General features: G+C 58.3%; 20 protein-coding genes and 1 tRNA gene. 8 read left to right on the forward strand and 13 right to left on the reverse strand.

Going from position 1 to position 19548, the window contains the following annotated elements; translation table 11 throughout:
- Positions 1 to 21: 21 nt before the first annotated feature.
- Genes folD through H0S73_RS02585 form a run of 3 tightly spaced genes read right to left on the reverse strand, consistent with a single transcriptional unit; the run spans position 22 to position 1557 of the window.
- On the reverse strand, positions 22 to 927 hold the full coding sequence (folD, locus tag H0S73_RS02575; protein WP_181050690.1) for a bifunctional methylenetetrahydrofolate dehydrogenase/methenyltetrahydrofolate cyclohydrolase FolD: 906 nt from the start codon (positions 925 to 927) through the stop codon (positions 22 to 24).
- Positions 924 to 1241, reverse strand: coding sequence for a DUF167 family protein (locus H0S73_RS02580; protein ID WP_181054215.1), 318 nt, complete (start codon positions 1239 to 1241; stop codon positions 924 to 926). Before H0S73_RS02580 ends, folD begins: the two co-directional genes overlap by 4 nt.
- Positions 1242 to 1266: 25 nt before the next feature.
- The gene (locus H0S73_RS02585) at positions 1267 to 1557 is read right to left on the reverse strand and encodes a YggT family protein (RefSeq protein WP_009493530.1); all 291 of its coding nucleotides are present in this window, start codon (positions 1555 to 1557) and stop codon (positions 1267 to 1269) included.
- Between the two features lie 540 nt (positions 1558 to 2097).
- Here H0S73_RS02585 and H0S73_RS26040 point away from each other — a divergent pair.
- Positions 2098 to 2916 carry a tyrosine-type recombinase/integrase gene (locus H0S73_RS26040; protein WP_281369187.1) on the forward strand — a complete coding sequence of 273 codons (819 nt, stop codon included), beginning with the start codon at positions 2098 to 2100 and terminating at the stop codon, positions 2914 to 2916.
- Positions 2917 to 3323: 407 nt separating this feature from the next.
- The gene (locus H0S73_RS02595) at positions 3324 to 3713 is read left to right on the forward strand and encodes a hypothetical protein (RefSeq protein ID WP_181050692.1); all 390 of its coding nucleotides are present in this window, start codon (positions 3324 to 3326) and stop codon (positions 3711 to 3713) included.
- A gap of 56 nt (positions 3714 to 3769) precedes the next feature.
- Here the strand turns inward: H0S73_RS02595 and H0S73_RS02600 are convergent, their stop codons facing one another.
- A complete protein-coding gene (locus tag H0S73_RS02600) occupies positions 3770 to 5017 on the reverse strand; it encodes a PIN-like domain-containing protein (RefSeq protein WP_181050693.1) in 1248 nt (415 codons plus the stop codon).
- A 98-nt stretch (positions 5018 to 5115) separates the two neighbouring features.
- On the opposite strand from H0S73_RS02600, the gene H0S73_RS02605 reads away from it, so the two are divergent.
- Positions 5116 to 5772, forward strand: coding sequence for a DUF2971 domain-containing protein (locus tag H0S73_RS02605; RefSeq protein WP_181050694.1), 657 nt, complete (start codon positions 5116 to 5118; stop codon positions 5770 to 5772).
- A gap of 31 nt (positions 5773 to 5803) precedes the next feature.
- On the opposite strand, the gene H0S73_RS02610 is transcribed toward H0S73_RS02605, so the two are convergent.
- The 3 genes from H0S73_RS02610 to H0S73_RS02620 form a co-directional block, all read right to left on the reverse strand.
- Positions 5804 to 6352, reverse strand: a complete 549-nt coding sequence (locus H0S73_RS02610) for a recombinase family protein (protein WP_181050695.1) — start codon at positions 6350 to 6352, stop codon at positions 5804 to 5806.
- A 1269-nt stretch (positions 6353 to 7621) separates the two neighbouring features.
- Complete coding sequence (locus H0S73_RS02615; protein WP_181050696.1) at positions 7622 to 8404, reverse strand: DUF4145 domain-containing protein; 783 nt, start codon at positions 8402 to 8404, stop codon at positions 7622 to 7624.
- A gap of 55 nt (positions 8405 to 8459) precedes the next feature.
- Positions 8460 to 9113, reverse strand: coding sequence for an 8-oxoguanine DNA glycosylase OGG fold protein (locus H0S73_RS02620; protein WP_181050697.1), 654 nt, complete (start codon positions 9111 to 9113; stop codon positions 8460 to 8462).
- 538 nt (positions 9114 to 9651) lie between these two features.
- Here H0S73_RS02620 and H0S73_RS02625 point away from each other — a divergent pair.
- From H0S73_RS02625 to H0S73_RS26045, 3 genes are all read left to right on the forward strand, one after another.
- Positions 9652 to 9727 (forward strand) — tRNA-Ala (locus H0S73_RS02625).
- A 334-nt stretch (positions 9728 to 10061) separates the two neighbouring features.
- Positions 10062 to 11918 (forward strand): ABC transporter ATP-binding protein, encoded by a 1857-nt coding sequence (locus H0S73_RS02630; protein ID WP_181050698.1) that lies wholly within the window; start codon positions 10062 to 10064, stop codon positions 11916 to 11918.
- A 688-nt stretch (positions 11919 to 12606) separates the two neighbouring features.
- Entirely contained in the window at positions 12607 to 13734 is a 1128-nt protein-coding gene (locus H0S73_RS26045; protein ID WP_181050699.1) for a calcium-binding protein, read from the forward strand.
- Positions 13735 to 13919: 185 nt separating this feature from the next.
- On the opposite strand, the gene H0S73_RS02640 is transcribed toward H0S73_RS26045, so the two are convergent.
- Complete coding sequence (locus H0S73_RS02640; RefSeq protein WP_181050700.1) at positions 13920 to 14228, reverse strand: hypothetical protein; 309 nt, start codon at positions 14226 to 14228, stop codon at positions 13920 to 13922.
- Between the two features lie 329 nt (positions 14229 to 14557).
- Between H0S73_RS02640 and H0S73_RS02645 the strand changes: the two genes are divergently transcribed.
- Complete coding sequence (locus H0S73_RS02645) at positions 14558 to 15292, forward strand: hypothetical protein (RefSeq protein WP_181050701.1); 735 nt, start codon at positions 14558 to 14560, stop codon at positions 15290 to 15292.
- A 76-nt stretch (positions 15293 to 15368) separates the two neighbouring features.
- On the opposite strand, the gene H0S73_RS02650 is transcribed toward H0S73_RS02645, so the two are convergent.
- Complete coding sequence (locus tag H0S73_RS02650) at positions 15369 to 15653, reverse strand: hypothetical protein (protein ID WP_181050702.1); 285 nt, start codon at positions 15651 to 15653, stop codon at positions 15369 to 15371.
- Positions 15654 to 15870: 217 nt separating this feature from the next.
- Positions 15871 to 16443 carry a PRC-barrel domain-containing protein gene (locus H0S73_RS02655; RefSeq protein ID WP_181050703.1) on the reverse strand — a complete coding sequence of 191 codons (573 nt, stop codon included), beginning with the start codon at positions 16441 to 16443 and terminating at the stop codon, positions 15871 to 15873.
- Positions 16444 to 16685: 242 nt separating this feature from the next.
- Between H0S73_RS02655 and H0S73_RS02660 the strand changes: the two genes are divergently transcribed.
- The gene (locus H0S73_RS02660; RefSeq protein WP_181050704.1) at positions 16686 to 16952 is read left to right on the forward strand and encodes a hypothetical protein; all 267 of its coding nucleotides are present in this window, start codon (positions 16686 to 16688) and stop codon (positions 16950 to 16952) included.
- A gap of 37 nt (positions 16953 to 16989) precedes the next feature.
- Here the strand turns inward: H0S73_RS02660 and H0S73_RS02665 are convergent, their stop codons facing one another.
- The 3 genes from H0S73_RS02665 to H0S73_RS02675 form a co-directional block, all read right to left on the reverse strand.
- Positions 16990 to 17328, reverse strand: coding sequence for a hypothetical protein (locus H0S73_RS02665; protein ID WP_181050705.1), 339 nt, complete (start codon positions 17326 to 17328; stop codon positions 16990 to 16992).
- 386 nt (positions 17329 to 17714) lie between these two features.
- Positions 17715 to 18110, reverse strand: a complete 396-nt coding sequence (locus H0S73_RS02670) for a YbaN family protein (protein WP_181050706.1) — start codon at positions 18108 to 18110, stop codon at positions 17715 to 17717.
- Between the two features lie 64 nt (positions 18111 to 18174).
- Positions 18175 to 19473 carry an amidase gene (locus H0S73_RS02675; protein WP_181050707.1) on the reverse strand — a complete coding sequence of 433 codons (1299 nt, stop codon included), beginning with the start codon at positions 19471 to 19473 and terminating at the stop codon, positions 18175 to 18177.
- Between the last annotated feature and the right edge of the window lie 75 nt (positions 19474 to 19548).

Consider the following 19548-nt stretch of genomic DNA (forward strand, 5'->3'; position numbering starts at 1 on the left):
CATCCAGGAGGCCCGGCGCGCTCAGGGAGTGGCGAAATCCACCGCCGGCATCGTAAGCCCCCTGCGGAGGCAGGCGGCCTCGAGCGTGTTGCGCAGCAGGCACGCGATGGTCATGGGGCCGACGCCGCCCGGCACCGGCGTGATGGCGGACGCGACCTGGGCCGCCTCCGCAAAGGCCACATCGCCGACCACCTTGGTCTTGCCCTCGCCGGCCGCCGGGTTCGGCACCCGGTTGATGCCCACGTCGATCACGATGGCGCCAGGCTTGATCCAGTCGCCGCGCACCATTTCGGGGCGACCGACGGCGGCCACGAGGAGATCGGCGTTGCGGCAGACTTGCGGGAGATCGCGGGTCTTCGAATGGGCCACCGTCACCGTGCAGCTCTGGGCGATGAGCAGCTGCGCCATGGGCTTGCCGACGATGTTGGAGCGCCCGAGCACCACGGCGTTGAGCCCGGCGAGATCCCGCCGCACCGATTGCGCCAGCAGGAGGCAGCCCAGCGGCGTGCAGGAGACGAGGCCCGGCACCCCGGTCATCAACCGCCCGGCATTGATCGGGTGGAAACCGTCCACGTCCTTGGCCGGATCGATGGCCTCGAGCACCTTCTGCGCGTCGATCTGCTTCGGCAGGGGCAGTTGCACGAGGATGCCGTCCACCGCCGGATCGGCATTGAGCCGGGCGACGAGGTCGAGCAGCTCCGCCTCGCCGGTTGAGGACGGCAGCTTGTGCTCGAAGGAGCCCATGCCGACCTCGACGGTCTGGCGCGCCTTGTTCTTCACGTAAAGCTGGCTCGCCGGATCCTCGCCGACGATGACCACCGCGAGACCGGGCGTGACGCCCTGGCCGGCCAGGGTTCCGACCGCTCCGGCGATGCGGGACCGCAATCCCTCGGCATAGGCTTTTCCGTCGATGATCGTGGCGCTCATGAATGGGTCCGTCCTGTCAGTTCGGCAAGGGCGGCGGCCAGCGCCTCCCCCTCGCCCGCGATCGAAAACGTCTTCAGTCGGGCGGTGGCGCCCGCCGCGAGGCTCACCGCCGAGGCCGGAACCTTCAGGGCCTTGGCCAGCAGGCGCCGGACGCCCTCGTTGGCGGCCCCATCCTCCGGCACGGCCCTGACCCGGACCTTCACCACCGGCCTGCCGTCCGACAGGACCTCGAGACCGTCGATGGCATCCCGCCCGCCCCGGGGCGTCACGCGCACCCGGATGTCGAGCCCATCGGGACGGATGCTCCAGGCCACATGCGAGGCCAAACCCGGCTCCTTTCTAGAAGGCGATCGGCATCAGGTAGTCGACGATCAGGTTCTGGATGAAAATGATCAGCAGGATCAGGATGATGGGCGAGATGTCGACGCCCCCGAGATTGGGCAGGATGTTCCGGATCGGCCTCAGGGCCGGCTCGGTCACCGCATCGAGGAAATTCCAGATCGAGCGGACTACATCGTTTCGGGTGTTGACCACGTTGAAGGCCACCAGCCAGCTCAGGATCGCCGAGGCGACGATGAGATAGGTATAGAGCTGCAGGGCCAGCAGAATGACGTTGAGAAGCGCGCGCATGGGAAACCTGTCGGGGGATCGGCCTCGTTCATGTAGCGATTGAAGCGGGGCTGAACAACCCATAACCGCTTCGCCCCAGGGTCGAGTCCCGCCGGAAAGCCCTCTCCCGCCGCGCACGGGCCGATTGACAGACCAAAGCCGAGAGGCCTAAAACGTCCGCCACTTGGCTCGATTCAATCGACCGGGGCTGTAGCTCAGATGGGAGAGCGCTGCAATCGCACAACATGGATTGAGAATCAATCCGGCTCGGCTTTTGAAAAAGCTAAGATGTTGCTTCGATTGTTCTTTCCTTAGCAGCCTGAAGCCCCCTACCAGCTAGACAATTTCAGTTCGCCACACCTGTGCCACAACGGTGAGACGAACAATATGGCAACCATCCGCAAGCGTGGGACCTCATGGGAAGTCCAAGTCCGACGCAAAGGCTTTCCTAGCCTGACCAAGAGCTTTTCCGCCCATTCTGATGCTGTTGCATGGGCAAGAGACAAAGAGAGGCTCATTGACCGAGATGAGCTTGGCCCGGACACCCAACTCCTCAAATGCATGACCATTGGCGACCTGTTATGTCGCTATCGTGATACAGTAACAACAGCTAAACGTGGTGCTGAACCGGAACGCTACCGGTTACGGACCCTCTTAGCCCATCCTCTCTCGAAGGCATCCCTCAATAAGATCTCACCGTCAGTCGTCACGTCCTACAGAGATGACCGTCTCAAGCTCGTTCAACCAGGATCAGTGAGGCGGGAGCTTGCTATCCTGCAACATTGCTTCGAATTGGCGAAGCGAGAGTGGGGTTTACCAATCAATACAAATCCGGTTCAGCAAATCACACTACCAAGGGAGCAAAGAGCACGTGAACGACGGCTTCAGAACGGGGAGACACAACGCCTAGCCTCCGCCATGACCGATTCTGTGTGGTATCTTCGGCCACTAATCACCTTAGCTATCGAGACTGGAATGCGCCGAGGGGAGCTTCTGTCGATCCGGTGGCGGGACGTTCACCTAGCCGCTCGAACCGTCCGCATTCTGAAGACCAAAAACGGCCACCCACGCACAATCCCTCTTACTCCCAAGGCTGTCGACATTTTGTCATCCATGGAGAGGAAGGACGATCGGGTCTTCCCGGTGACGCCTAATGCCGTTCGATTGGCATGGGAAAGGCTAAGGAAAAGAGCTGGTCTAGAAGATCTTCGCCTTCATGATCTCAGGCACGAAGCTGTTTCCCGGTTCTTCGAGTATGGCCTCACTGTGCCTGAAGTGGCTCTGATAAGTGGTCACCGAGATCCACGAATGTTGAGCCGCTACACCCACCTAAGACCGGAGAAGGTGGCCGAAAAGTTGGCCAAAATGATAGTTGGTTGATCCTCAAAAGAAGGGAGCCCGATGGGATAACCGTCGGGCTCTTAAGTCTTCCAGAGGGACCATGAAACTCAAAAAGCTAACGGTTACGCCTTGTCCAAGTTCCTCCCCAGGCTCATAAGTCGGCAATATACTTCATCAACAAGAGCGCTAGCACGATGAGGACTAGGGCTCCGACGGCCAACGGCCCTTCAGCGTGAGCGTCGAGAAGCTTCCAGATACGTAGAGACAGGCGGGGCAATCTCACTTTCGTTCTCCCAAATCATGTTCTAGAGCTTATCATAAAATTAGAACAAAAGGAGAACATATTGGTGAGGCTGTGGATGCCTGTTGATACCTCCGAGTTCAAGACGGGGCATGAAAAAGCCGCCAGTTAGGGCTAGAACTAAGACCCCTTTGAGGTCCAAGCTATGCCGGATTTTGAGATCACGATCCAAGTCGCTCAGGACAGGAAGGTGATGGCAATAGAGCTAGCGGCCCTTGGGCGGCCATCACAGCGGCTCATACTTGAGCTTAACGAGCTTGATAGGCTCATTAGCGAACTCGGCAATGCGAGAAGCCAAATGGTTTCAGAGCAAGCACAGCCTGACCTTGAAAGCGACGAGACCACTATCAGCACGGTTGCAAATGCAAAGTGGTGTATCCGAGTATCTCCTCCAGCAGTTGCTCTCTTTGCGTTCAACCATCCGAAGTTCGGACCCGTTGGGCTTATGCTTCCAAAAGACCAGATCACCAAGATCGTTAGCTTCCTAACGGATCGGTTTATCCTTCAACCAACTCAATCAGTGGAGAAGCATTAGGCTTTGGCGGGCCTATGAAGTTGAGTTGATATACCCACTCAGCGCCAAGAAAAATCCTATTTCTTATGCCTGATGAGGCTTATTCGTTGACGAATGCTGTTCAACTCCTTCCAAATAGCATCGAAAGATAACTTGCCTTTCTGCGGAGTCCATTGTGCGAGTTCACTTTGAAGTACGGCTTCACGGTGTTCCAAAAAGAGAAGCTCATTATCGAGTGCGGCCCGATGAGTATCAAGCATTTGCTTGTTATTTAAGTGCTCGTTCCATGCCCATCGGAAGTTTTTTAAATCTTTTGCTTCCGAAAAATAACTATCGTTCCATATTATATCGGGATTATTCTTGGCGATAATTCCCAGATAAAAATCACGCAAGTTATTATTCATATCCTCCTGAGCCAAGACGTCATCCAAATGCTTTTCCAAGCTAATTGATGCTTTTTGAGCGCTCTCGTCTTCCTCGATTTCCTTTATTGCGCTCTCGTCAATGACTTTATTAAGGTAGTTCCCGGCCTGTTCTATGAAAGAGCCCAAGCTGTACATATAGAAAGACTGTCCTGTCTCCCATCTGAATTCCTCAAGAAGTTCAGGTCGAGGGCCTACTTTTTCACCCTTAAATTCATGCCACCAATCATCTTTGAGATCGTCTGTGACGAAGATAATGGGGCACTGGTCGGCCTTCGCCTTTGAGAGCATTGCTTTCCAGATAACAAGGTCACCATAAACGTCAGCGTCTTGCTTCGACGCATCTCGAAATCCGGGTGGTATTTTCCTTTTATAACGGGATTCGCCTTCTTTATAGATCGCCTCAAGTTCCTTCTCAGTTAGCCGCTCACCAACCTGATCGCCAATGAGATCGGAAATACGATTAAGAATCCCAAGTGCATCATCCGGGTTTGGATGTTGATTGCTAAGTTCCTCAAGCCGTCTACAACGTTCAGAAATGAACTTGTCAATCGCCGCTTTCTCGGCATCGGCATCGATTAACTGGTGACGGTTATAATCGTTAAATAATGCCTTCATGCTGTTGCCAGCGGTAGTGAGCTTATCCGTTAGGTCTTTGTAAGCTGACCTATTCTTGTAATCGATCTCTCTCCATCGACGGTGGAACTCTAGGCCGACTTGATATGGAATCCATAATCTAGATTTGAATGCATTGAATGTTTCGAACACCTGATTTCGTGTATTCTCACCGTATCGAAAAAGGTGGAGAAGCACATTTGTATCAGGCACGAAAAGACACTGGTCCCAAAGTGCTTTGAACTCGGCATCATTAGGACGATAGTATCCGACAAACCGGCTTTTCATAGCGAACCCAAAAGGAAGTTGCCCTTTGACCTACGTCTTATATACCAAATCAGTTGCTGTCTAACTTCTTATCTCGACCGCCGACAAGAACGAACGCCATGCGGGTCTACCACTTTGTAAACCAAGAGTACGGCCTTGAAGATATCAAGCGACGGCGGCTCAAGATCGCTACTCTCAACGATCTCAATGATCCATTCGAGCTTGGTGTTGACTCGCCTGACCCGGCTGTTCGTAGCGCCTTCAGGTCATTGAAGAATAAACTTGCTCAAGCCTTCGGCCTTCTTTGCTTCAGTCGAGATTGGAAGAACCCTGTTCAATGGAGCCACTATGCTGACCGACATCGTGGCTTGTGCCTAGGCTTCGACGTGCCAGACGATGTCCTGACGCCGGTCATCTACAAGGCACAACTCCCGAAGCCAGACATGGCTGTATTGAAGGGTTTAGGAGAACCGGCTACGGAGCATATCAAACAGATCCTCTCGACCAAGTTTCGCCACTGGCGATACGAGAATGAGGTTCGGTGCTTCCTAAAAATTGAGGATGAAGACGAGGTGAAGGCGGGATTGTACTTCGCCCCGTTCTCAGATGATCTCAGGTTGCGAGAGGTTATCGTCGGCCACAGCTCACCTGTGTCACGTGGTAATTTGGTTGAGGCACTTGGAGATCTTTCATCCGTAGTCTCAACCTGCAAGGCTCGGCTGGCGTTCCGCTCCTATTCTGTCGTGAGACAGAGGCGAGACGAATTTTGGCCCTGAATGGAGCGTGATAGTTCTCAGGCAAGGTTGACTAGACTTGCCGCTCAAGAACTCGATAGACAGACGCACGACCAATACCAAGACGCTTTGCAATTACTGATGCCCCTAGGCCCTGGTCCTTCAGGGCCTGAACTTGGCTCACGTCAATCGTAGGCTTCCTCCCCCGATACACGCCTTGAGCTTTCGCTTTTGCAATGCCCTCCATTTGACGTTCACGCCGTAGGTTGGTTTCAAACTCCGCAAAGACCGCCAGCATGTCCAAGAACGCCTTACCCGCCGCTGTGCTGGTATCAATTGGCTGTTCGGTGGCCTTTAAAGATGCCCCTTTCGACTTCAGCATCCGCACGATGTCCTGAAGGTCGGCGACGGACCGTGCCAAGCGGTCAATCCGTGTGACCATCAGAATGTCGCCAGCTCGGATGAAATCCAGGAGTGTGGACAGTTCCGTACGGCCTTCACGAGTGGTGCCGGTAACTTTCTCCGAGCGAACGACTTCACATCCGGCTCTCGTTAAGGCTTCGACTTGAAGTGTCAGATTCTGATCGCTGGATGAAACTCTTGCGTACCCGTATGTCGGCATCGTCCCTCAATCTGTCTCATTAGACTCTAGACCGCTCTACAATCGTGTCTCGCAAATCAAGAGTCAAGCCTAATGAGACGCTTGATATGTCTCGTGCACGTGTTTCGCTGAAGTACACCCAGGTGAGACGCCTACATAGAAAGGTAGAAGCACGAAACACACAGCGGGTATCGTGCGGACTCAAATCTGAAGCTAGATCGACCTACCGACTGGCACCGAAGTGGATAAAAAAATTGATACCGTTCAGGACCTATTACGACCAGAACACAAAGGAGGATGGCTCGGATGTAGCATCGCTCGACCATGAAGATCTGCAACAGCAAGCACAGATCGAAGAAGACCTCTTCGGTCCAATCGACGAAGGCCTATCGGCGTATGCTTCGGCAACCCATCGTATAGACGAAGTTTCGTTTCGCCTAGCTCAACAGCAATATGACCGAGCAAAGTCGGATCGTGAGAGACAGGATGCAATGAACAAGAAATTAGATGTGATTGGACGAGTTCTCTTAAGGTTAGGCGCATAGCGAAAAGTTGTAGGCCAAGCCTTTCACTTGACATCTATTATGTTATGATGTATTATACAAATGTCACAGCTCACGAGTAGCTGGTGTCTAAATACTTACAAGAACCGTGGACTCTCGTCCCTGGCTTGAGGGAGCCAGCTTCATAAGCCCTCCAACAACAACTCCGGGTAACGGATGGTAACTGTTGACGGCCTAACGGTTGGGCACTGTCCTACGCTTTCCACAAAGCGAGGACAGCTTCGTGATTGAAGTCGAAAGACAGCATTGGTGCTCTGTGGCCACTCACAACACCATCTCGATCGGGCCGTTGCCTCGCTAGCGCCGATCGACCCCGCCAGCGTAGAGATACAGGAAGCGGCACGTAAAACGGAGACAGGCTGACGCCCCGTTACCTTCAGAGGTTGTGCTAACGAGGAGTGTTTATCGGGACGTGGATCAAACCCGGAGACACACTTTTCCCGTGACAGGGAAAGTGTGTCTTCAAACATGGATCAAATACTTGGATCCCAATGATGATCCTAATAACATACGTTCCCTCTAGAATATGCGAAGCAACGGCCGCAAAGCGGCCGTTTCACTAACGTGAAGGCTCAAGCCAAAGTTGATACCAGCAAGCCCAAGGCTCCTAATGAGAGTCGATCTCCAGGCCTTGATGTAGCTAGTTTATCAGCGGTTTCCGCTTGGTTCACTTCGTTCACCAAGTTTCACTCGCTTCGCTCGTTCAAAGTTCCAGTCTTACCAGGATCTATTGATCACGACGTTCAATGGACTTCCTGGCACCTTCAGGAAGTCCATTGAACATGGAGTCGATCTGATTAGGTTGGGTAATCATCTGATCGACTATCAAGTTCACAAGACCGAATAGCTTGACCGCTGTTTCCCGATCATCTCGAAGGTCAACCTGTCCAGGGTGAACGGCATTGTTCCCGATCACACGGACGATATCTAATGCTTGCTGGATTCGTTGATTCAGTCCCTTTTTCACCAATGAGGCAATATCCTCATTGATGTTGTCTCCCTTCTCGCCAAGATGCTTTAAGAGCCGTTGAATGGCGAGACGGAGGAGTGCCGCCGCTCCCCGTGGTGAGTGTTCGACAATGATTGCGGCTTCTTCAAAGTCAGCCCTTACGTCTGATGGTAGATCCTCACTCGGAGCGACTGACAACTTTACATCAGGGTAGGTGATCCTGTCCCCGACCCATACGGTAATCTCTCGACAGCTAAAGCACCTACTAGCCCAAAGATTGTGGAACTCATCTCGTGGAAATGTTGATGAGTCGTGTTTCTCTAAGAAAGGCCGTTTGGATCGAGATTGTTCAAGCCATTCCAGAAGCTGTTGCTTCCTTTCTTCGCTAAACTCTAAAGAGTGTCGGACAGTATCGGAAGTCTTTTCATCGGCTATTCGAGGACGAACGGTGCGTTCAAAAGGCTCCGCCCAAAGCTTGAGCCATTGCTGATGGGCTAATGCACCACAGTGAGGACAGTTGAAGGAATCAGCCCCTAAAGTAGGAGGCGTATGTTTACTCATCGCTTCACACCCTGAAAGCGTACTGGCTTGATGGAATTGGGCACTGATGTGGCATTCAGTTCAAAGCGAAGATAGAGCGTTCCACGTCTACGGCTCTCCAATCTCGCCTCACACCTTTGGCCTCGGACCAAGTGGCCCCCTTGGCGTTCAGTTCCGCCGCTTTGTCGATGCAAAACTTACACCATGACGTGTAAGCATTACCCTTTGATCTGGTATAGCCAAGACCCACATTCACGACTCTGGATCCCCACGTGCTATCGAGTTGAGCAAGCCGAGTGATCTTCTCACCAATTTTGCTGTCGTAGATCACAGCCTGTCTAGGGTCGAGAAACATCAGAACTTTAGAGGCAAAGGACATACCCAGGTATGGAATGTCCATCAATGCTTTGAGGGCTTGATCGAGTCGCCCCTCCTTCAGGTGAGTGCGCCCGTTTCGGATAGCTATTTCTAGCGTACTCATGGAGGGCTTCGGCCTTCCAGACTTGCCATCTACCATCCACTTGGTTCGAGCAAGGGCAAACCCATTTGGGCCTTTCTTTGGATCCGAACCGGCGTAGTTACCCCAATAAACGACGGACAGGACACCATGGAGGTTGTCCTCGAAGCTATTGGCCCACAGTAGTTCCGAGTGGAACGTGTCGAGTGTGTGCCGATCCGCCGACGGGATGAGGGAGAAATCTTTGGTAAGTGCCAAATTGGCATAACGCAATGAAGCTACGCCTTTATCGGGTGACCGAACGAGACGGGCCGGGGGATAGGCGTAACAGCCTCTTGCCCTCTCCCACTCGAGTATCCCCCATCTTTGGATGTCCATCTCTACGCCCCAGACACTGACTACCTCTGTGTAATGTAGTTCGGAGCGTGCCTATCGGTCCAGCTTCACTCACCCGTACTAAGATTACAATTTGCCACAGTTCTTGCCACACTCGTTGTGGCAAGCCTCCAAACCGGGAAGCTCTGATCGGCTCCCGATAGCTTTGTGTGATCGAAGGAATCGGGTAGTGTCAGCGCTGTGATGAACTGACTTGTTTAGAGGGGTAGAGGTCCGAAAGTCCTAGGCGCATGGGAAACCTGTCGGGGGATCGGCTTCGCTCATGTAGCGATTGAAGCGGGGCTGAACAACCCATAACCGCTTCGACCCATGGCCGAATCCCGCCGGAAAGCCCTCCCCCGCCCCGCACGGGCCGATTGACAGACCGAAGCCGAGAGGCCTAAAACGTCCGCCACTTGGCTCGATTCAATCGACCGGGGCTGTAGCTCAGATGGGAGAGCGCTGCAATCGCACTGCAGAGGTCAGGGGTTCGAATCCCCTCAGCTCCACCAAGGCCCTCTAAAAGAGCGCCTTTACTAAAAGCCGCGCGCGATCAAGAGCTTACGCTTCGCCGTGGAATACCGCAGTGGTATACACGGAGACCTAAACGACGCGGCTGATCTCCCTGGACTGAACTGCCAGCCAACTTCGCCGAGCTTCAGGGATCGCCCGCTCTGCATCGCTCGGGCCATGTCGCAGCCGAGGGCCGTCATGCCCTTGGACGAAGCGGAGTCGGCAGGGCAATGCCCTGCCCGCCTGCCCATGCCGTCGAGAACGACCCAACCTCCTGCAATCACGCCCCCATAGCCATGGTCGAGGAGGCCGTGAGCTCCCATCTTAAGGGCGATGGCCGTTTCCGTTTTTCCCTCAAGCCGTCCCCTGCGCGAGCGGGTCGGCGCCTTGCGTCATATCCCGTCTCTGTTTCGTCTTGTCTGGCAGTCAAGCCCAAGGCTCACGATCGCCAGCTTCGGGCTGCGGCTGGCCCGTTCAGCTCTGCCCATTATGGTCCTTTATATCGGCAAGCTCATCATCGATGAGGTCGTAGCCCAGCCCCAGCTTCCATCGCCGGGCGTAAGCCTCGGCGATTGGATCGGCAGCGGCCGGCTTGATGGTCTCGGTGGGCTGGTCCTTCTGGAGCTGCTCCTGGCCATCCTTGCCGATCTCCTCGGGCGAGCCAGTACCCTTGTCGACAGCCTCCTGTCCGAACGGTACAGCAACTTCGCCAGCATCCGCCTGATGGAGCATGCGACGACGCTCGATCTCGAGCAGTTCGAGAGCAGCGACCAGCAGGACCGATTGGAACGAGCCCGCCGTCAGGTGACCGGGCGAACGACCCTCCTGACCCAGATCTTCGGGCAGATCCAGGATGTGCTCACGGTCCTGTCGCTCGCCGCCGGCCTGCTCGCCTATGCACCGTGGCTCATTGTGCTGATCATCCTGGCGCTCGTGCCCGCCTTCGTCGGCGAGGTGCATTTCAATGCGCAGGGCTATCGGCTCAACTACTTCCGCACCCCGGAACGGCGCCAGCTCGACTACATCCGCTATCTCGGCTCGAGCGTCGAGACCGCGAAGGAGGTCAAGCTCTTTGGTCTCAATGCCTTCCTGGTCGAGCGCTTCAGAGGATTCGCGGACCGGATGTATGCCGACAACCGGCGGCTTGCGATCCACCGGGCCGCATGGGGCACGCTCTTCGCTGCCCTCGCATCCAGCGCCTATTACCTGGCCTATGCCCTGATCGTCTGGAAGACCGTTCGGGGAGAGTTCAGCATCGGCGACCTGACGTTCCTGTCCGGTTCGTTCCTGCGCCTGCGCGGTCTGCTCGAGGGATTGCTTCTGGGCTTTTCCCAGATCGCCGGGCAGGCGCTGTACCTGGAGGATCTGTTCTCCTTCTTCGATGTCCGCCCGAGCATCGCCTCGCCGCCCGACCCGCGGCCGTTTCCACAGCCGCTGCGCTCGGGGATCGTGTTCGAGAACGTCGGCTTCCGGTATCCGGACTCGGATCACTGGGCGGTCCGCCACCTGAGCCTGACGCTGAGAGCCGGAGAGGTCGTGGCCCTGGTCGGAGAGAACGGCGCCGGCAAGACCACGATCGTGAAGCTGCTTGCGCGTCTCTATGACCCGACGGAGGGGCGGATCCTTCTCGATGGCCATGATCTGCGCGAATACGATCTGACCGACCTGCGGCGCCACATCGGCGTAATCTTCCAGGATTTCGTGCGGTTTCACTTCACGGCTGGCGAGAACATCGGAACGGGCCAGATCGAGGCGACCGACGATCGCAACCGGATCCGGCAGGCGGCGGAGCGCAGCCTCGCCGACCGGATCATCCAACGCCTGCCTCGAGGCTATGACCAGCCGCTCGGCAAGCGGTTCCGGGAGGGGGCGGACCTGTCTGGGGGCGAATGGCAGAAGATCGCCATCGCCCGCGCCTACATGCGGAATGCCGAGATTCTCATCCTGGACGAGCCGACAGCCGCTCTCGACGCCCGCTCGGAATACGAGGTCTTCCAGCGGTTCCGGGATCTCAGCCTCGGGAAGACAGCGGTTCTGATCTCGCACCGGTTCTCGACGGTGCGAATGGCGGATCGGATTCTCGTTTTGGAGAACGGGCAGGTTGTCGAGGCCGGTTCGCACGAACAGCTCGTTGCCTCGGGAGGGCGCTACGCCGAGCTGTTCGAGCTGCAGGCCTCCGGCTACCGCTGAAAGCGCCGTGGTTCACGGCGGCCCGCAATCCCCGGGTCCGAGCATGGCCTGAATGTCGACGAGGGTTCTCGCGCGGGTCGGATTGCCTGCTCCTGCCGGTAAAGACATGGACGATGGCCTGTGCCACGCGCACCCGAACCGGGAACCGCGACGGCCTGGATCCGAGGACATTGCGTTTGAATGCAGCCCCCTACCGCCGTCGGACGCGATGCGAGGCGTCAGGGGGCTATCATGGCGGCGGCCACTATGGTGGCCGCATAGGCCGACAGGGTGACGAAGGGGACGAGCACTGTTGCAACCACGGCGAGGCCAAGGGACGTCTTGAGGGTTTGCATGAGGGGGCTCCTTTGGGGTTCGGCCTCAAGACTGCGGTCAGAAAGCTAACCCGCAGTTAACCTTGAGCATAAAATCAGGCGGCCCTTCGATGCTGCGCCTGCGGCAAGTCCTTCCGTGGCTCCCGCGCCCCCCGGAACGAGGCCCCCCCTGCGGGCCTCCCCCATGAGCCGACGATCACCGGCTGCGACGGGCGACGGATCGAGACGTCGGCATCCGTCAAGACGCCTGAAGCCGTTCCCCGGAGAAACCCTTCGATGATGATCGATGGAACTGCGAGGCGATCAACGATGTTGATGATTTCGCCGTCCCTGTCGCGGCCTCGGGATCGCCGAGTTGTTGAGGGAATTAGTCAATGCCCACTGTTATCGCCATCGAAGCCAAGCCCGTCGAGTTCGAGAACGTCGACAGCAATTTTCTTCACCTCTACCTCGTCAAGACCGAAACCGACGAACAGGGGCGTGTCCTATCCGAGAAAGTGATCCGAGGCTCCGTCAAGAACAACGACGACCTTCGAACGATTGCCGGCGCGGATCTCGCATCCTCCCCGGACCGGCGCGGCTCCGACACCCCCGAGGAGCGGCATCGCAAAGTGCTCGATCTCGGCGGACGTGATGCCAACGATGTCTGGCAGGTCATGGTCCAGCATGCTGCCAACATCGATAAGGCCGGCCTGCGTTACAGCTATGACATTGCCAAGGCTCTTCCCGGGTATGATCTCAACAGCAACTCGGTGATCGCATCCGTGCTTCATTCCGTGGGCCTGGATTTCAGCACGAGCCTCCCGAGCGACGTGAGCCGATCCGAAGTCCCGCTCTACGGCCAACTCAAGTACATGAATGTCGACGACGCTCTCTTCGGAACGGCGGGCAGCGACCAGATTCTGGGTGGTGTTGGAAACGACCGACTGTATGGTCGTGACATCAACGACCGCCTCTATGGAGAAGACGGCAACGACCGTCTTCACGGCGGGAACGGCGACGATCTTCTGAGCGGCGGCAGCGGCAACGACAACCTGGACGGCGGCGACGGCAACGATAGGCTCGATGGCGGGAGCGGCAACGATCGTCTCTATGGCAGCTTCGGCGACGATGTTCTGAAAGGCGGGAGCGGCAACGATCGTCTCTATGGCGAGTCGGGTGCGGATACCCTGAGCGGCGGTTCGGGAAAAGACGCCTTCATCTACAACACGCTTCCGAAAGTCGCCGCGGATGTGGACACCATCCGGGACTTCTCGGTTGCCGATGACACGTTCTGGCTGAACAACAAGGTGTTCACGGGCCTGGGAAGCGAAGGCCGGTTGAAGTCTTCGGCCTTCTGGACGGGAACAGAGGCCCATGACGCAACCGACCGCCTCATCTACGACCGTGCCAACGGCGTCCTCTATTACGATCAGGACGGTACCGGCGCGGCGGAGCAGACCATGGTGGTCAAGCTCTCCGCAGGCCTGAAGATGACCAGCCTGGATTTTCTGGTGACCTAACGCAGCGGACCTAAGACTGGACCGACTGTTGGGTCCGAAACGGCGCATTCAGACGTCCCAGCCGACTGATCTTCGGCTGGGACGTTTGTTGTTGCGGCGCGATGCGTCTCACATCCCTCGACAGCCCATGCGCTGCGTTCGGCATGAATTCCGGTCTGCGTCAGGCGTTCCTATCGGCAGCCGTCTCAAGCGCCGCGGCTCTCCAGGTAAACTTTCGCGGCCTTGATGGCGGCGTCGCATTGGGTCGATGTGCCGCCGAGGATCTCTTCGGGCGCGGTGCGGCCGGTCCAGACGTCGAACGTGGCCTTGACGACCCAGAGCGGGTCGGCGACCGCCCGGTCGGCCAGCTTCGGCAGTGAAGCCTCCGCGCAGGTTCGCACGTCGGCGATGACCGCCTGAGGGGCGCGGATCTGGGCCAGGCGTTCGTTCATGTCCGCCTGGAGCGGATCGACGATCAGCACGCTGACGATGGAAGCCAGGAGTTCTTGAAGCATTCTCAACCTCTGCGCCGGCAGTCGGATCGGAAAAGATCCGACATCACGCAAAGGCCGGCACGGCTCGCGTCAGAGGGGCCCGGATCGGGGTCATTCTAGGATTTAAGCATGGCAGGGCGTCGTTCAAGGCTGCGCCGCCCAGTTCGCGCGCCTGCCGGAGGATTAGGGCATCAAGGCTCATGAATTCACGAGAATCCTTAGATAAGACAACATTCCCCTGCGACCAAAGGTACTTACCCGACCGGATGCCGGAGCCTCAAAGTTGCCTGGATTGACCTTGTATGACCCGAGCATGTCTCAAACGATTTGCGGATCGGATCACCAGCCTCATGAGCAGCCCGCCTCAGCGTCGAAGTGAGTTCACCTTTCCCTGGTCCGTCGATCACCAACCGCAAAACGGCCTCATCGAAAAACTCGAGCAGTTCCAAAGGCTGAGTCTTCTGCGCTGGCGCTTTCTCGAGACGTGCAGGCAGGCGGCGCGTCCGAGGCTTGCGCATGCCGCCGCCATGCTCGACCAGACGGTTCTCGCCACGACCCTGATCGTGATGCCCAGGATACTGGTCGCCTGGGATAGGCTTCGGCCGATTCTGGCCTCTCACTCGCGAGCACTTCTGCCGTTCCTGCCGATCGCCAGCGAAGAGGAGGAGGCGCTGGCAGCCGATCCGGCCTGGGATCTCCTCGCCGAGTTCCAGACGCTTGCCCCGGACCAGCAGGACAAGGCGGCCCGGAATCTCGCGCTCCTGTGGGACCATTTCGAGCACATGTTCGGAGGCCTGAGCGGCTTCCTGGCGGAGCCGGTCATCGAACAATCCATCTACCTCGACAAGCTCATGACGGCTTCGCGGCGAATGAGGCTGGCCCGCGGGTCGGAGGTCGCCTTCCACTATGTCACGGTCGAGCTGATGCGGCTCTACGTCTCTTACCTGCAGCTCCGACGGTCGGACCGGGCCGCTCTGGCTCTGGCCGCCCATGTGGTGGCGCTGATCAGCCGTGGGCGCATGGTGACGCCCGCGATCACGTCCGGGGTGGAGTTGAACCGGACGCCGCATGCTCGGGCGGCGTAGCGCCCCCATGAGATCATGCGAAAGGCCCGAGAGACTCATGCTCCTCTCGGACCTTTCGCGGATCTGATCGTGAGACTTAACGGCAGCGGCGAATGCGGCGGGTGACGGTATCGCCGTCGTCGTTCTCCTCGCGGATCACCACGGTCCGGCAACGGTCGATGCTGCCGGTCGACAGGTCATCGCGGTCGTAGACGCGGCGGCGCTCGATGTAACGGCGCTCGTAACGGTCACGATCGGGTCCGACGCGGACGCTCGGGCCGTCGGGGCCGATGCCGAACTGTACTTGAGCAGATGAAGGCGTCGAGACGACGACGCTCGAACCGATCAAGGCGGCCGCCAGGAGCCAAACTGACTTCTTCATCATTCCATCTCCACGTATTGTCGCTGGGAAGAAAACGCGTTACTTCGCTTTACGTTTCATGGAATGAATTCGAGGGCGCTTCATCCTTACAGGGTATGGCAAAACGAAGGCATTCTTGAAAAGAACTACGACCAATGGCTGGTATCGTGGGCGAATATGCATCCGGCGCGGTCGTCAGGCCGATAAGCCGGTTTGTGCCTTCACTTGCGTGGCCATCTTAGATCGGCCCTCTCGGGATATCGTGCCAGTAATCCCGCAATTCCTGCTCACGCTTGCGGTCGGGCCAGACCTGGTCGTCGCCGTAGAAGGCGGGCGCCCCCCGGACCTGGGCCTCGGTCACGTCGGTGCGATAGCCTTCGAGATCCTTGTCGTAGGACAGCTTGTCCCAAGGGATCCTATGGTGGTGCACCCCAATCCCTAGGAAGCCGCCGAAGGTCATGTCGACATAGAGAACTTTTCCGCTCACCTTCTCGATCAGCAACCGCTTGATGGTGCCGATCTGCGTGCCCCGCGGATCGAAGACGGCGGTGCCTTCCACGCGGTCGCTCTCGATCACCGGGTGCCAGGCCGCCGTACGGTTGATCGGCCCCCAGAGATAGAAGCCGTTCTCGATGATCCCCGCGGCCACGACCGCCCGGCTCACGTCGAGATTCCATTCATCGTCGGGGCCGATCCGGTGGTCGAGAACCCAGGGCCCCTGATCGGTCGGCAGGTTCTCGCCCGCCTCGTCGTCAGCGAAGCCACGCAGCTCGGGAGTCGTGCTGGACCGGAACACATAATAGGTTCTCATGAGCGCCTCCCATCCAACAGGAATCGCTGCGAGCCCCTCATGGCGGCGAGCGCCAGTGAGGCAATTGCAAGTTCAACCTCAAGGACTTGAGCCCGGTTCCTCGCACCTGCGAAAATCCGCGCGGATGCACCCTTTTGCCGCGCGCTTTACGGCGTTGGAGCGCCGGACTTTCGGTGGTAGGCTGCTTCTCATCAGGCAAGACGCGCTTTCGGAGTCCAGGGAAAGAACCAGCGGTGGCAGACTTGGCAATATCCTTGCTCGTCGTTCTGGCCGGCGCCGTCGGGATGCTCCTGCTGCTGCTCACATGGTTCGGCGGCAGAACCATCACGCCGGAGATCGAAGACGATCTCGATCCTATTCTGGGCGCGCGGGATCCCGTGGCGATCTACGAATCCCATGGCCCTTTCATCCCCATGCCCGCACATCTGAAGACCAGCGATCAGATGGTGGATTGGATGACCAAGGAACTTCCCAAGCTGACGGCTGAAATCGCGAATCCTCGCGCGTGACATCGCATGCTGCAGTGCCCGGGAATCAGGGCGATCGTCAGTCGCAGCGGCGGACCCGCCGCGTCACGGTGCGTCCCCAATCATCCTCCTCGCGAATGATGATGTTGCGGCAGCGGCTCTCATAACCACCGTAGCGGCGCTCGTCACGCAGCGCATCCCGACGCCCCTCCTCATAGGCGCGGGCGCGATCCTCCTCGCGCCGCTCGCGCCAGCGTTCGCGACGTTCGTAACGCTCCTGCTCAGGGTCGCGCACGCCAAACTGCGGACGACCATCAGGCCCGATACCGAACTGGAACTGAGGCTGGGCCAGGGAGGGAGACGCAACGAAAAGACTCGAGCCCATTGTGGCCATGGCCAGGAAAACGATTTTTCTCATCGGATAAAGTCCTGTTCAACAATCGCATTCCAACGCCCGCCCATAACCGCGGTTCCAAAGGAGAAACCGTAAGCCCGCCAGTGATTGCCCAAATAAAAGGGAGAAACGATAAAGTTTCAGGGGAACATCAAAGCTGAAGCCAGCACGCTGACAGCATAGGCCATGGCGACCAGAAGCGGCGCAAGCATTGCGGCGGAAGCGAGCAGGAAAACTGACAGGCTGAGGCTGCGCATGATCTGGCTCCTTCAATCGTGCAGCTTGCAGCCTAACCGGAACCTGGGCCGGAACATGGCACAACCTTGGCCAAACATGACAAGTTCTGCACAGACAAGGCATTTATATAGCCTTGCAGCACATAGATTTTCTTTCGAATATCGTTTGGAAATCTATCGGTCCGGTGTTCCCGTGAACAGGACATCCGCGTCGGCACGCGGCGTCGGACGTGTTGCGATGTAGAGTGCGACTCCGCCCATAATGGCCGCGAGAACAACGGGCAGAATGCGGCTTTCCGTCAGCCACAGGATCAACGCATAGGAGAGAGCAAGCGTCGTCAGCGCATAGATCTTGGCGTGGCGCGGAATGGCCCTCTGATCGCGCCATGTGGTCAGCAGAAGCCCGAAGCGGGGATGGTTGTAGAGCCTTTCGGCCAGGGCGGGATTCGAGCGGGCGAAGCACCAGACCGCCAGGAGCACGAACGGCGTCGTCGGCAGGACCGGCAGGAAGATGCCGACGATGCCGAGCGCGAGGCTCGCATAGCCGAGGCAGAGGAAGAACAGGCGCATCGTCGTGTCTCTCGCCGGACGGATCGGAATGGGGATAACGCGCCGCTCTCCGGATTCGTGCCGCTTACAGCCCCTGAGACAGCATGGCCTCGACGCTTGCTGCGATATCCAGGAGACGCCGGTCGTGACCGTGGCGCGCCACGAGCATGAGGCCGACGGGACGCTCCGTGCCGGGGACCGGCAGGGAGATGCCGGTGAGATCGAACTGGTTGCCGAATGTCGTGTTGCGCAGGATCAGGTCGTCGGTCTTGTTGTAGAGCTTGATGTCGGCCTCCAGCGGGGCGATCAGAGGGGCCGAGATGGCGGTGGTGGGCAGCACCAGCACGTCGATCGTTGACAGGCGCTCGTCCATCGCGGCGATGAGGGCGCGCCTGCGGCGCAGCATGCGGATATAGATCGGCGCCGGCACCTTGCCGCTGCGCGCGATCCACCAATGGACGCGCGGGTCGATCTCCGCGACCTTGGCCTCGAGCCAATCCGCATGAACCTCGGAGGCTTCGATGGACGCGATGGAGCCCGTGACGATGGTCTCCGCCATGGCTCCGAGCAGATCCTCGATGCCGTGATCGACGATTCCTGCACCGGCGCCCGACAGACGCTTCAACGCGGCCTCGAAAGCCCGCTCCACCATGGGCTCCGTCTGCTCGAACAGGCGCCCGCGCGGCACGCCGACCCGCAGGCCCGCCAGAGGATGTGGATTCAGCAGGCGCGGCTCCTCGCCCGCCATGACGGCATCGGCGAAAGCGCAGTCCTGCACGTTGCGCGCGAGCGGCCCGATGGAATCGAGACTGGGCGCGAGCGGAAACGCGCCGTCGAGCGGCACGCGATGCGCGGTCGGTTTGAAGCCGACGACGCCGTTGAGGGCCGCCGGAATGCGCACGGAGCCGCCGGTATCGCTGCCGATGGAAATCTTGCTCGTGCCCTCCGCCACCGTCACGCCCGCTCCCGACGATGAACCGCCCGGAATGCGTGAGGGATCGGTCGCGTTGCCGGGCGTGCCGTAATGGGGATTGAGCCCGATCCCGGAGAACGCAAACTCCACCATGTTGGTCTTGCCCAGGATGACGGCGCCCGCCTGACGCAGGCGGCGCACGATGATCGCGTCCTTGCCGGCGGGCGGCGCATCGCGCAGGGCGATCGAGCCTGCGAGCGTCGTCTCGCCCGCCACGTCGAACAGATCCTTGATCGAAACGATGGTGCCGTCGAGCGGTCCGAGCGTGAGCCCCGCGCGAGCCCGCGCATCGGCGGCATCGGCGGCGATGCGCGCCGCGTCCTCGTAGATGCGCAGAAACACCCGCTCGTCGTCCTTGCGCCCGGCCAGGCGCGAGAGAATGGTTTCGAGCTTGTCTCGGGTCGTCGTCATGAGGGCACCGGATGAGAAGACTGTGAGAGTGTCATTCGACATGACACTTTAGCGCTTCGGTGTCATCCCCGGCGA

The sequence above is a fragment of the Microvirga mediterraneensis genome, assembly GCF_013520865.1.
In the GTDB taxonomy this organism is placed as follows: Bacteria; Pseudomonadota; Alphaproteobacteria; order Rhizobiales; family Beijerinckiaceae; genus Microvirga; species Microvirga mediterraneensis.

Coding starts and splice junctions, on each gene's coding strand:
- folD (WP_181050690.1), bottom strand. CDS start 927: ATGAGCGCCACGATCATCGACGGAAAAGCCTATGCCGAGGGATTGCGG.
- H0S73_RS02585 (WP_009493530.1), bottom strand. CDS start 1,557: ATGCGCGCGCTTCTCAACGTCATTCTGCTGGCCCTGCAGCTCTATACC.
- H0S73_RS26040 (WP_281369187.1), top strand. CDS start 2,098: ATGACCATTGGCGACCTGTTATGTCGCTATCGTGATACAGTAACAACA.
- H0S73_RS02595 (WP_181050692.1), top strand. CDS start 3,324: ATGCCGGATTTTGAGATCACGATCCAAGTCGCTCAGGACAGGAAGGTG.
- H0S73_RS02600 (WP_181050693.1), bottom strand. CDS start 5,017: ATGAAAAGCCGGTTTGTCGGATACTATCGTCCTAATGATGCCGAGTTC.
- H0S73_RS02605 (WP_181050694.1), top strand. CDS start 5,116: ATGCGGGTCTACCACTTTGTAAACCAAGAGTACGGCCTTGAAGATATC.
- H0S73_RS02610 (WP_181050695.1), bottom strand. CDS start 6,352: ATGCCGACATACGGGTACGCAAGAGTTTCATCCAGCGATCAGAATCTG.
- H0S73_RS02615 (WP_181050696.1), bottom strand. CDS start 8,404: ATGAGTAAACATACGCCTCCTACTTTAGGGGCTGATTCCTTCAACTGT.
- H0S73_RS02630 (WP_181050698.1), top strand. CDS start 10,062: ATGGCCGTTTCCGTTTTTCCCTCAAGCCGTCCCCTGCGCGAGCGGGTC.
- H0S73_RS26045 (WP_181050699.1), top strand. CDS start 12,607: ATGCCCACTGTTATCGCCATCGAAGCCAAGCCCGTCGAGTTCGAGAAC.
- H0S73_RS02640 (WP_181050700.1), bottom strand. CDS start 14,228: ATGCTTCAAGAACTCCTGGCTTCCATCGTCAGCGTGCTGATCGTCGAT.
- H0S73_RS02645 (WP_181050701.1), top strand. CDS start 14,558: ATGAGCAGCCCGCCTCAGCGTCGAAGTGAGTTCACCTTTCCCTGGTCC.
- H0S73_RS02650 (WP_181050702.1), bottom strand. CDS start 15,653: ATGAAGAAGTCAGTTTGGCTCCTGGCGGCCGCCTTGATCGGTTCGAGC.
- H0S73_RS02655 (WP_181050703.1), bottom strand. CDS start 16,443: ATGAGAACCTATTATGTGTTCCGGTCCAGCACGACTCCCGAGCTGCGT.
- H0S73_RS02665 (WP_181050705.1), bottom strand. CDS start 17,328: ATGAGAAAAATCGTTTTCCTGGCCATGGCCACAATGGGCTCGAGTCTT.
- H0S73_RS02670 (WP_181050706.1), bottom strand. CDS start 18,110: ATGCGCCTGTTCTTCCTCTGCCTCGGCTATGCGAGCCTCGCGCTCGGC.
- H0S73_RS02675 (WP_181050707.1), bottom strand. CDS start 19,473: ATGACGACGACCCGAGACAAGCTCGAAACCATTCTCTCGCGCCTGGCC.